Genomic DNA, 11,771 nt, shown 5'->3' with positions numbered 1-11,771 from the left:
ACAGTGGCCGGAACGGTGACCGGGACACCAAGTGAGTGGAGAGCCAGTCATGCGTGGAGGCAGCGTCGCTGTGGTCGGCGGCAGCATAGCGGGGTGTGCCACGGCGTTGGCCGCGTCGCGCGGCGGAGCCGGGAAGATCACCGTCTTCGAGCGAGCCGACGCCCGACTCCGTGACAGGGGAGTGGGGATCGCCCTCCACGACGACCGGTACGAGGAGCTGAGGCGCGCCGGTTATGTGGCCCCCGAGATGCCCTGGGCGCCACTGACCCGGCGGGTGTGGAGCGTGCGCGACGGCGAGGCGGACCACGGCCGGGCCGTCGGCGAGCAGCCGTTCCCCTTCCGCGCCTACAACTGGGGTTCCCTGTGGAGCGAGTTGCGCCGCCGGGTGCCCGAGGAGGTCTCCTACCGGTCCGGCGCGATGGTCACCGGCGTGGAGCCGGACACCGACGGCGTGACACTGCGCCTCGCGGACGGATACCAGGAGCGCTTCGACGTCGTGATCGGCGCCGACGGGTACCGTTCCGTCGTCCGCGAGGCTATGTTCCCCGGCGCCGGCGCGACGTACGCCGGTTACATCGGCTGGCGCGGTACGTCGTCGGACGTCGACGGCCTTCCCTCGGACGGCCGGGACGCGCACAACGTCGTCTTCCCCGGCGGGCACTGCATGATCTACCGCATCCCGGACGGCGTCGGCGGGCACCGGCTCAACTGGGTCCTCTACACCAGGCCCCCGCGGACCGACGGCCTCCACCCCGACCTGCTGACCCCGACCTCCCTGCCGCCGGGCCGTCTGCACTCGGAGCTCATCGCGCGTCTGCGCGCCCTGGTGGCCGACACCTTCCCGCCGTACTGGGCCCTCAGGGTGCTCCGTACGCCTCCCGAGACCACCTTCATCCAGCCCATCTACGACCTGGAGGTGCCGCGGTACACCTCGGGACGGATGGTGCTCGTCGGCGACGCCGCCAGCGTCGCCCGGCCCCACATCGGCGGCGGCAGTGTGAAGGCGCTCCAGGACGCCACCGCCCTGGAGGCCGCCTGGGTGGCCGGGAGCGATTGGCGGGAAGTCCTGGAGAGGTACGACGCCGGTCGCCGCGCCGTCGGGGCGGCGATGGTCGCCCTCGCCCGCCGGATGGGCGGCGCGCAGGTCGAGAACACACCGGACTGGTCAGCCATGGGGCAGCCGGAGTTCGACGTGTGGTGGCAGGACCAGAACAGGGGCTCCGACCGGAGCAGTGGCTTCGGCGGCCACAGCATCAAGACCGAGTAGCCCCGGGGGCCCCGGAGCGCGAGGAGGGCGGTGACCGTGTGCCGGTCACCGCCCCCGGGCGGGCGCCGCCCGTGTCTCAGCCGGCCGTCGGCGCGAGTTCCAGCGCGGCGTACAGCGCGGTGGCATCGGCACGGGCGTCCGCGCCGTCCAGCCGCAGCGTCGTCCGTCCCGAGGTGAGGACCGTGAGCGTACGGGCGCACTCGGCAGCCTGGGCCGGGCTGGGGGAGACCAGCACGACGGCGAGGCCCTCGTCCGCCAGCGTGGTCACCAACTCGTAGACCTGCTGGACGAGTACGGGCGCGAGGCCCTCGGTCGGCTCGTCGAGCAGCAGTACCTTCGGGGAGCCGAGCAGCGCGCGGGCCAGTGCCAGCATCTGCTGTTCGCCGCCGGACAGATCCGTCCCCCGGTTGCCCCGGCGCTCGCCCAGCCTGGGCAGCAGTTCCAGGACGCGCGCGGGGGTCCACACGCTGGGGCGCGTGGTGTCGCCCCGGCGCGGCGGACGGTAGGACAGCCGCAGGTGTTCGGCGACGGTGAGCCCGGCGAACACACGGCGGCCCTGCGGTACGAGGCCGATGCCGGCGCGGGCGATCCGGTGTGCGGGCTGCCCTGTCACATCCCGGCCGTCGAGCCGTACGACGCCGGCACCGGGGCGCATCAGCCCGGCGACGGTGTGGACGAGCGTGGTCTTGCCGGCGCCGTTGTGGCCGACGATGGCGTGGACCGTGCCGGCGGGCACCGACAGGTCGAGTCCGTGGAGGACGGTGCCGCCGTGGTAGCCCGCGGTCAGGCCGGTGAGTTCGAGCATCGGGGGTCGGTCACCCTCTCGCGTCGGCGGACGGGCCGGTGTCGGACGGATCGGTGGCGGACGCGCTGGCGGTGGAAGCGGCGGCGGTGGACGCTGCGGTGGACGCGGCGGCGGTGGACGCTGCGGTGGTGGGCCGCGCGGCACCGGCCGTGGTCCTGTCCGCCGTCGTGCCGGTGGTGTGGTACGCGTCGCGGACCTCGGGGTGTGCGAGCGCCTCCTGGGTCGGGCCGGTGACCAGCACCCGTCCGGCGGCCAACACCGTCACCGTCGAGGCGAGTTGGGCGACGACCTCGACATGGTGCTCGACCAGGATGATCGCGACGCTCTCCGGCAGACCCCCGAGGACGCCGAGCAGCCGGCCGATGTCGCCGTCGGTCAGCCCGGCCGCCGGCTCGTCCAGGAGCAGCAGGCGCGGCTCGCCCGCCAGCGCGGCGGCGAGATCGAGCATGCGGCGCTGCCCGTGGGAGAGCGTGGAGGCCGGCCGATGGGCGATGTCCGCGAGGCCGACCGCCTCCAGATGGCGGCCGGCGGACTCCGTGTGCAGCCGGTAGCGGGACGGGCTGCGCCAGGCGCCGCGGCGCTTCGGATGATGCGGCCAGCCGGCCAGTACGACGTTGTCCAGCACCGTCAACTCGGATATCACCGAAGGCTGTTGGAAGCTGCGTGCGATGCCGAGCCGGCTGCGCCTTGCGGTGGCCGTACGCGTGATGTCCGTGCCGTTCAGGACGATGGTGCCCTGGTCGGGCCGGTCGGTGCCCGCGATCAGGTTGAGCAGGGTGGTCTTGCCCGCGCCGTTGGGACCGATGACGGCGTGCCGGGCGCCCGCGGGGAGCCGCAGGCTGACGTCGTCGACGGCGGTGAGACTGCCGTACCTGCGGGTGAGACGCGTGAGGTCCAGCACCGGGGATGCCGACGCGGCGGTCGGTGTGGGCGTCATGGGGAGACCTTCCCGGCGGGGGTCGGGGTGTGCGCGGACGTGGACGAGGCCGGCGGCCGGTCGTCGGGCCCGGACCCGCCGGGAGCCGGCCCGCCCCGCCCGGATCCGCCGCGCAGCCCTGCCAGGCCACGGGGCAGCAGGTACACGGCGGCGACGAACAGCACGCCGAGCAGCAGCGGTCCATGGCCGGGCCACGAACTGGCGACCCAGTCCCGTGTGATGACGATGAGCCCGGCGCCCATCAGGGCGCCGATCACGGACGTCGTACCGCCGATGACGGCCGCGAGCAGCGCGAACGCGGCGATCTCGAAGCCGACGTCGGCGGGGGAGAGGTACTGCTGGACGGTGACCATCAGCGAGCCGCCGACACCGGCCAGCGCCCCGGCGCAGATGTGCGCCACCAGCAGGTAGCGCCCCACCGGGTGTCCCGAGGCACGCATCCGCGCCTCGGCGCCGCGGGTGCCGGTCAGCAGCTTCCCGGCGGGGGAGCGCAGCACGAGCAGGGTGACGGTGACGGCGATGACGGCGACGACGAGCGCGTAGGTGTAGACCTCGCTCTCCCCGGACATCCCCTCTCCGCCCCACAGGGCCTGTGTGGACGGGAAGCCGACGAGACCGTCCGCGCCGCCGGTGACGGACTTGAACTGGTTGATGACCGCGCCCGTCAGCTCGCCGACGGCGAGCGTGATCATCAGCACGGTCGTGCCACGGGCCCGGATCACGGCGGGCCCCGTCACCGCGGAGAAGACCGCGGCCGCGAGGGCCGAGAGGACGATCTGGACCGGGCCCATGGTCCACCCGGCCTGGGCGAGGTTCGCGGTGGCGTACGCGCCGACGGCGAACGGCGCGGTCTGCCCGAGGGTGGGCAGCCCCGCGTAGCCGGTGAGGATGGTGACACTGACCGCGAGCAGCCCCAGGGCCAGGGCCGAACCGGCCAGCGAGATGCTGTACGAATCGAGCAGCCACGGCAACGCGATCAGTACCGCGAGTGTCACGAGCAACGGGGCGGCCCGCCGCCACGCGGCCCCGCGCGGGAGCCACCGGATCTCCGGAAGCGCGCCCCCGCCCCTGCCGGGCGTCGCCGTCGCCGTCGCTGCCGCCGCGCCGCGAGGCCGCGGTCGCGGCGACCGCGCGGCGAGATGGCGGCGGAGCCGGGCCACCGGATCCGAGGACGGACCCTCCGGGCCGTGTGCGGCCGCCGGTTCCGCGAACCGGGAGCGGAGCACGAGCACCGCCGCCATCGCGGCGAAGAGCAGGTACGGTGCCAGGTCCGGTGCCACCGAGACGCCCAGCGTCTGGACCTCGCCCACGGCGATCGCCGCGAAGAACGTCGCCCACAGCGAGCGCAGCCCGCCGAGCACGACCACCACGAGGGACAGCATCAGTACGTTCTCGGACGTGCCGGGCCCGGGACCGATGATCGGCGCCCCGAGCACGCCCGCCGCACCGGCCAGCGCACCCGCCGCCGCGAGGACGCCGGTGTGCACCGCCCGGGGGTTGTGGCCGGTGGCCGCGAGCATCTGCGGATCGTCGGCGGCGGCCCGTACCGTCGCGCCCACGCGGGTCCTGGTCAGCGCCCACGTGCCGAACGCGGCGAGCAGCACGGCCATCACGATGAAGCAGAGCCGGTACGCGGGGTACCGGTGGCCCAGCAGCGTCACCGAGGAGTCGAGCGCCTCGGGGACGCGTACCGGAAGCTCGTCCGCCCCGAAGAACTGGATGAGCAGATCACCGCCGACCAGGGCGAGCCCGAACGTCAGCAGTGCCTGCGCGAGATGCCCACGCCGGGCGAGCGGAACCGTCGCGGCGGACAGCCCCGCTCCCGCGAGGCACGCCGCCGCGGTCCCGGCGGCCAGCCCGAGGACGAGGCCGCCCCAGGTTCCGTCGCTCAGCTCGGCGCCCGTGTAGGCGCCGATGGCGTACAGGGTGCCATGCGACAGGTTCAGCACGCCCGCGGTGCCGAAGGCGAGACTCAGGCCGGCGGCGACCACGAACAGCAGCAGCCCGTAGGCCACACCGTCCACCGCCGGCATGAGGTGGGCATCGAGGAGTTCCATGTCAGCCGCCGAGCGTCGCCAGGTCCTGGACCATGACGTTGGCCAGCTGGTTGCCGTCCGGCCGCACCTGACGCAGATACCAGTTCTGCACCGGCGAGTGCGCCTTGTCGCCGAACTCCCAGGCGCCGCGCGGGCTGTCGATCTGCCCCAGGTCCGCGATGGCTTTGTTGATGGTCCCCGGCGTCACGTCACCGCCCTTCGCGGCATCGGCGATCGCCTGGTCCAGCACGGCGGCCGCGTCGTACGACGCCATCGCGTACGTGGTGGGCTGCGTGTCGTGCTTGGCCGTCCAGTCGGCGGCGAACTTACGGTTGGCCGCGTTGTCGAGGTCGGGCGCGTAGTTCAGGACCGAGTAGATGTCCTTCGCCGCGTCGCCCTGCGCCTGGAGCACACTGCCCTCGGTGACGAAGGCCGTGTACAGCGGCAGGTCGGCTATGTCGGACTGCGCGTACTGCTTGGCGAAGTCGATCGCGGCCTTGCCGGCGTAGAAGCAGTACACCGCCTTGGCGTCCGTCTTCGCGATCTCGGCGAAGTACGGCATGAAGTTGGTGGTCTTCGGGAACGGCGTCCAGGCGGTCTTCCCGTCGGGGTTGGCGAGCTTGCCCCCCTGCCGCTTGAACTCCTCGGTGAAGCCGCGCAGTTCGTCGTAGCCGCCCTGGTAGTCGGGCCCGATCGCGTAGACCGGTCCGTCGACCTTCTCCTTGACGTACGGGGCGATGGCCTTGCCCGGCTCGTCGGACAGGAAGCTCGTCGTCCACACGTATTCGAGGTCCTTGACGGGCGGCCGGCCGTTCGACCCCAGGAAGGGGATCTTGGCCTGGTTGACCAGCGGCAGCACCGCGTTGACCGAGCCTCCGCCGACGAAGCCGGTCAGCGCGTCGACCTTGTCCTTCTTGACCAGCTTGGTGGCCGCGGGAACGGCGGTCGGCGGACCGTCGCCCTCGTCCGCGACGATGAGCTCGACCTCGCGTCCGCCCAGCTTGTTGCCGTGGGTGTCCAGGTACAGCTCGAAGCCGGCCCGCAGGTCGGTGCCGACCGGCTTGTACGTGCCGGACAGGGAAGCCACCAGGCCGACCTTCACGGTGTCGTCGCCGGCGCCGCTGTCACCGCTGCACCCGGTGACGGCCGCCAGACCGAGGGCGAGGGCGGCAGCGCCGACCGGCCGCAGTCTGCGGCGGCGCGAAAGGGACAGGTCGAAGAACATAAGGACTCTCATCGGTAGGAACGGGCAGAGCGGGTGGTCCGGTCGTGCGGGAACGGCCAGGTGATCAGCGCGCGTGATCGGTGCTCGGCTCGCGGACCTGGGGAGACAGCGAGTCGCCGACCTGGTTGATCAGTTCGGACATCATGTAGCTGACCTCACCGATGTCCGCGTCCCTGGTGGTGGTCACCAGCAGGGACGCGCCGCTGGAGACGGCCATCGAGAACATGTAGCCGCCCTCCATCGCCGTGAGGCTGTGCTCGACGGGATCGGTGTTCGTCAACTGGGCGGCGGCGGACAGCAGGTTGACGACGCCGGAGGCGATGGCGGCCAGCCGGTCGGCGTCGTCCCGGTCCACACCGGTGTACGCCAGCGCGAGTCCGTCCACAGACACGGCTATCGCCTGCGTGACTTCCGGGATACGCCCGGCGAAGTCGCTCAGGATCCAGCTCAGGTCGGCGGGTGAGGTCATTTCTCGCTCCGTTCGGTGTCGTCGTCGGTGGTGGAACGCCGGCGCTGGTTGGTGCTCCTGTTGATGCCCTGGGCGTAGGCCGCCAGGACGTCGGAGACCTGCCGGGAGTCCCGGCGGCGGGGCGAGGGTCTGGGCGTGGCGGCGCCGGGACGCTGTTCGGTGCCGTCCCGTTTGCCCGAACCGGCCCGCTGCGGGGGCGCGTTGCGCTGTCGCACGGGCAGTCCGGAGGAGCTGACTCCGGCGATGCGTGAGACCGGCTCGTCGCGCAGGGGCCGCCGGGCGGGCGCGGTGCCGCGCTCCCGCTCGCGCGTGCCGGCGCCGGCGCCGGAAGCGCCACCCCGGAACCCGCCCGCTCCGTTGGTGTCACCGGGCGGTGCGACCCGGTCGCCCGCGTCCTGGGCCGTGCGCGGCGTCCGGCCGGGCCGGTCGGGCTGTGTGGCCGGACGAGGCGCCTTGTAGCGCACACCGTTGCCACGACTGCCGTGGTCACGGCTGCCGTGGTCACGGTCCTCGCCGAGCGTGCCACGCGGCGGCGGTGCGGCCTTCCGAGGGGCCGGGGCCAGCACGCTCGCGGGCAGTGCGACCTCGGCGATGGTGCCGGGACCCGACGAGTCGCACAGCTCGACCGTGATGCCGTGACGCGCGGCGAGCCGCGCCACCACGTGCAGACCCATGGACCGGATGTCTCCGATGCCCGACCGCGGCTCGCGCAGCGCGGCGTTGCAGGCGGCGCGGCGTTCCGCGGTGATCCCCACTCCCTCGTCGACGATCTGCACGACGGCCCGGTCCCACAGCCGCCATACGGCGACGCCGACCTGCTTGTCGGGGGGTGAGAACCGGGTCGCGTTGTCGAGGAGTTCCGCCAGGATGTGCGCCACGTCGTGCACGGCGCGGGCGGCGATGCCGATCTCCGATTCGACGACACCGAGCGACACGCGGTCGAACCGCTCGATCTGCTGGGCCGCGGCCATGATGACGGTGGAGCAGTCGACGTCCTGCGAGCGCACCCGGGCCTGCCCGAACCCACCGAGCACCAGCAGGCTGTTGGTGTTGCGCTCCATGCGGATGGCGAGGTGGTCGAGCGCGAAGAGGGTCTTCATCCGCGCGGGATCGGCCTCGTCGCGCTGCACCGCGTCCAGCTCGGACACCATGACGGTGGTCAACTGCGCGCCCCTGCGGGCGACTCCGACCAGCGTATCCGCGAACTGCTCATGGATGTGGGCCTGTTGAGCGGCCAGCCGGACGGCTTCGTGGTGGACGGCGTTGAAGGCCTCACCGACCTCGCCGATCTCGTCCTCGCCCGTGGTCCTGATCGGGTTGCCGGTCGCGCGGGCGACCTGCTCGGGTGTCGCGCCGCTCAGTGCGCCGGGCTGGGACAGTTCGCTCATCACGGCGGGCAGCCCGGTGTGGGCGACCTCGTGCGCGGCGTTGCGCAGATCACGCAGCCGGCGGATCATCACGCGACCCAGGCGAATGGCCACGATGACGGCGCCGACCAGGGTCAGCAGCACCAGGGCGACCTCGGCCCCGGATATCCAGAAGAGCGTGGTGCGCGCGTCGGAGACCGTCGAGAAGACGGATTCGTCGATCCGCCTCTCCACCGAGCGCAGCAGCGTCAGACGGTCCTGCGAAGCCTTCTGCCACTCCTTCGGGGTGACGTCGATGCCCTTGCTCGTTCCCGTACGCCCGATCTCGTCCTCAAGCCGTCGGGCCTCCAGCGCCTTCGCGCCGGAGAGGGTGCGCTCCAGCCAGGTCCGCCATTGGCCGGGGCCGAGGTCGAACAGGACGTTGATCGACTCGGTGTACCCCAGCCGGCCGGCGTCGAACGTACGCTGCGAGGCCGTCGTGAAGCCGCCGGCGGCCTGCGCCCGCAACACCGTGACCTGCTGCTGGGCCGTGTGCTCGGCCGCCTCGGAGAGAGCGGCGGCGGCGCGGATCCGGTCCGCGATGTCGGCGTCGACGCCGTCGGCCTGCGCGATGCCCTCGCGGTAGCCGTTGAGGTCGGCGATCACGATCCGGTAGCCGAAGGCGAGCGCGGAGATGGTGATGTCGCCCGAGCGCACCTGGGCGCGCAGGGACGGCATTTCGTCGAAGAAGCGCTCGATACGGTCCAGCGCGCCCTGTGCGCTGCCGGGCACCTCGGACAGCCGCGCGATCTGGTCGCGGAACGCGGCGATGCCCGTATCCGTCGTTTGCGATCTTTCCTGGAACGCCTCCGTATCGCCCTGTTGGGAGACCAGCGCGGTGGCTGCCATCCGCTCGCGCTGCAACTGGTGGGTCAACTCGCCTGCCGTGGAGGCCACTTCGACCATTTCGGTCAGCCGGTTGGCCTGGAGCGCCTGGTTGGTCGCGGGCGCGAGGGCCAGGCCCGAGAAGGCGACGGCCACGGTGAGAGGCGCGGTGACGAGCAGGGCGAGGCGACGATTGATTTTCACTGCGCGGCTCCATCGCCGGAACCGGTACTGAGCATCGGTGACACGCTGATACCTGTTAACGGGTTGTGGCGGGGTGTCGGTGGGGGGCGCTGCTAGGTCGGTGGGGCAGTGGCGCATCGTTGCGGATGAGGCGGAGGAGGCCCCAGTTGCGCGGCCCGATCCTAAGCCGTAGCGCACGCCAACGGGCGCGCGCATCGGGGAAATTCGCGCGCGCCCGGCAGTCTGGGAACGATCCAACCGGGTCACGCGTGTCCGGGGAGGAGTCCCCCCTGAGGTCAATCGGAATGACCGAATCGGCTCGGCGGTTCAGCGCTTCACCAGCGTACCGGCGCTTTCCTCCCGGGTGACCGACGGCCGGCGGAATGTCCAAGGGGCGGCCAGGGCGAGTTGATGTGACGGTCCATCAGATTTTCGCTCTTCGTTGTGGAATGGTTAGATCTGATCACCCATTACGTCTGCGGCGCCGGCCGGAACGCCGTGCCGCCGCCCTCCTCGCGCAGGGCTGAGGAGGACGGCGGCGCGGTCCTGGTCCGGTGCGTGGTTCAGTGCGACCGGGCAGGGTCTAGTGGCAGGCGCGGGCCTCGGCGGCGGTCTTCAGGTCGTCCAGCCATCCTTCGAGGCCGTCGGCGAGGATCTTGGTCGCGGTGGGCACGTCCGCCTCGACCTGAGCCCCGGTGTGGGTCTCTTCGGTGCGCACGAGGACGCCGCCCTTGACCTTGGTGAAGTTCCATACGTGGACACCGTCGATGCGCAGTCCCTCGCCGATAGCGGGACCGGTCCAGCGGATGCACGAATCGCGCTTGAGCTGCTCGACGGTCGAGGTGATCTCCAGGCTGGTGGCGGGAGTCGCGGGATTGGGGGGTATCGGGGTCGTCCAGCGGAACGCCGAACCCTTCCGGAACGGGCCGTGGCCGAGGCGTTCCACGGTCTCGACGTGGGGCTGCCAGGACGGCCAGCTCTCCACGTCGGTCTGCAGCTTCCAGATCGTGCTCAGCGGCGCGTTGATCACCGTCTCGGTCCTGGCGCGGACGAGGGCCTCGGGGTCGACGCCCTCTCCGCGGCAGGTGAGGGGCTTGCCGGGGTGCGGGGTGGCCACGGCGGGCGCGGCGGCGGTGCCGAGCACACCGGCGACGACGAGCGGGACGGTGAACAGGGCGGCGCGGACGCCGGTGCTGCGGATTCGGGACATGGTGATCTCCTCGGTGATCGCTGGGTGAGCGTGGTGTGTGAAGTGAGCGGGAGGCGGGCGGCTGAGCGGGAGACGAGCGGCGATCCGGGCGGTGGTGTCACCGGGTGGGTGGTGTCACCGTGCGGGAAGGCGCCGGCGGGCTCGGTGGAGGGTCACCAGGAGGACGGCGGACGCGGCGACGATGAGCCCGGCGAACCCGGGGTGCATGTCCTTGGACAGGCTCGGCGCCCCGTCGGGCCGCGTCAGCCATACGGTGAGCGGGATCGCGAACGTGACGGCGACCAGCGTGGCCGCCCGGCGCACCGCCCGGTCGGGGACCCGGCGGAGCGCGCCGACCAGTGCGATCACGACCGGGATGCCCGAGATGAGGGCGAACTGACCGACGATCATGACGGGGACCGCCCAGGCCGAGACGGTCACCGGCAGCGGAACGCGCCGGCCTGTGCGGGCGGGGTGTGACGCGATCGTGGTGGTCATGGCGTTCTCCTCATCCGGTGGTGTGCGTGGTCGCGCGGCCGGACCGCGCACTCCGCACTGAGTTAGAAGTCCGTGCGTTCGTTAGAAGTTATAACGCAACGCGAACCGGCAGGTCAACAGGGTGCGTGATAGCCTCTAACGAAATCGTGAACTTATAGCCATAAGGCTGGGGAAGGTGGCGGACATGGCGAAACCAGACACGGAGACCCCCCGCGAGCGCTATCGCGCCCAGGTGCGCGCTGAGGTCAAGGAGCGCGCCTGGGAGCAGATCGCGACGGCGGGAGCGTCCGCGCTCTCCCTCAACGCGATCGCCAAGCGGATGGGCATGAGCGGACCCGCGCTCTACCGCTACTTCGCCGGCCGGGACGAGCTGATCACCGAACTCATCCGGGACGCGTACCGAAGCCTCGCCGACGCCCTCCGCACGGCCGCCGCCTCCGGTGCCGATCCGGCCGGACTGGCCGGACTGGCCCACGTTCTGCGCGGCTGGGCCCTGGAGGACCCGCAGCGGTATCTCCTCATCTACGGCACCCCCGTCCCCGGCTACCACGCGCCCGAGGACATCACCGGTATCTCCAACGAGATCATGACAACACTGCTCGACGCGTGCCTGGCGCTCGCCCCGGACACCCCCACGACACCGTTCAGCACGCACCTGGAAGACCACCGGGCCTGGGCAGGCGGACACCCGGCCCCGCCCCCGGTCCTTCAGCTGGCCCTCACGTTCTGGACCCGGCTGCACGGCGTCCTGTCCCTGGAACTCGCCGGCCACTTCACCGGAATGGGCTTCGACCCCGCCCTGTTCTACGCGGCCGAACTGGACGCCCTGGCGGCACACCGGGCGTGAGCCGTACGGCAGGCGGGGGGGGGGGGGGGGGGGGGGGGGGGGGGGGGGGGCGGGGGGGGGGGGGGGGGGGTGGGGGAGGTGCGG

The 11,771-nt window shown here is 72.1% G+C and carries 10 protein-coding genes; 2 read left to right on the top strand and 8 right to left on the bottom strand.

Going from position 1 to position 11,771, the window contains the following annotated elements; translation table 11 throughout:
- The first annotated feature begins 49 nt into the window (after nucleotides 1–49).
- Entirely contained in the window at nucleotides 50–1,267 is a 1,218-nt protein-coding gene (locus ACZ7LS_RS17480; protein ID WP_385132635.1) for an FAD-dependent monooxygenase, read from the top strand.
- A gap of 76 nt (nucleotides 1,268–1,343) precedes the next feature.
- Here the strand turns inward: ACZ7LS_RS17480 and ACZ7LS_RS17475 are convergent, their stop codons facing one another.
- The 8 genes from ACZ7LS_RS17475 to ACZ7LS_RS17440 all read right to left on the bottom strand — a co-directional run bounded on the left by ACZ7LS_RS17475 (nucleotide 1,344) and on the right by ACZ7LS_RS17440 (nucleotide 10,840).
- Complete coding sequence (locus tag ACZ7LS_RS17475; RefSeq protein ID WP_382515929.1) at nucleotides 1,344–2,072, bottom strand: ABC transporter ATP-binding protein; 729 nt, start codon at nucleotides 2,070–2,072, stop codon at nucleotides 1,344–1,346.
- Between the two features lie 10 nt (nucleotides 2,073–2,082).
- Nucleotides 2,083–3,009 (bottom strand): ABC transporter ATP-binding protein, encoded by a 927-nt coding sequence (locus ACZ7LS_RS17470; protein WP_385132633.1) that lies wholly within the window; start codon nucleotides 3,007–3,009, stop codon nucleotides 2,083–2,085.
- Entirely contained in the window at nucleotides 3,006–5,066 is a 2,061-nt protein-coding gene (locus tag ACZ7LS_RS17465; RefSeq protein ID WP_385132630.1) for a branched-chain amino acid ABC transporter permease, read from the bottom strand. Before ACZ7LS_RS17465 ends, ACZ7LS_RS17470 begins: the two co-directional genes overlap by 4 nt.
- Before the next feature lies 1 nt (nucleotide 5,067).
- On the bottom strand, nucleotides 5,068–6,270 hold the full coding sequence (locus ACZ7LS_RS17460) for an ABC transporter substrate-binding protein (protein ID WP_382665209.1): 1,203 nt from the start codon (nucleotides 6,268–6,270) through the stop codon (nucleotides 5,068–5,070).
- Between the two features lie 64 nt (nucleotides 6,271–6,334).
- Complete coding sequence (locus tag ACZ7LS_RS17455; RefSeq protein WP_382877782.1) at nucleotides 6,335–6,739, bottom strand: roadblock/LC7 domain-containing protein; 405 nt, start codon at nucleotides 6,737–6,739, stop codon at nucleotides 6,335–6,337.
- A complete protein-coding gene (locus ACZ7LS_RS17450) occupies nucleotides 6,736–9,174 on the bottom strand; it encodes a sensor histidine kinase (RefSeq protein WP_385132627.1) in 2,439 nt (812 codons plus the stop codon). Before ACZ7LS_RS17450 ends, ACZ7LS_RS17455 begins: the two co-directional genes overlap by 4 nt.
- Nucleotides 9,175–9,736: 562 nt before the next feature.
- Nucleotides 9,737–10,363 (bottom strand): SRPBCC family protein, encoded by a 627-nt coding sequence (locus ACZ7LS_RS17445; protein ID WP_382515942.1) that lies wholly within the window; start codon nucleotides 10,361–10,363, stop codon nucleotides 9,737–9,739.
- A 114-nt stretch (nucleotides 10,364–10,477) separates the two neighbouring features.
- On the bottom strand, nucleotides 10,478–10,840 hold the full coding sequence (locus ACZ7LS_RS17440) for a hypothetical protein (protein WP_382877777.1): 363 nt from the start codon (nucleotides 10,838–10,840) through the stop codon (nucleotides 10,478–10,480).
- A 184-nt stretch (nucleotides 10,841–11,024) separates the two neighbouring features.
- Between ACZ7LS_RS17440 and ACZ7LS_RS17435 the strand changes: the two genes are divergently transcribed.
- A complete protein-coding gene (locus ACZ7LS_RS17435) occupies nucleotides 11,025–11,687 on the top strand; it encodes a TetR/AcrR family transcriptional regulator (RefSeq protein WP_382515948.1) in 663 nt (220 codons plus the stop codon).
- The last annotated feature ends 84 nt before the right edge of the window (nucleotides 11,688–11,771 follow it).

The organism is Streptomyces sp. NPDC039430, assembly GCF_055639435.1.
Note: the sequence above shows the minus strand (reverse complement) of the source record. Positions and strands in the feature narration are given on the sequence as shown.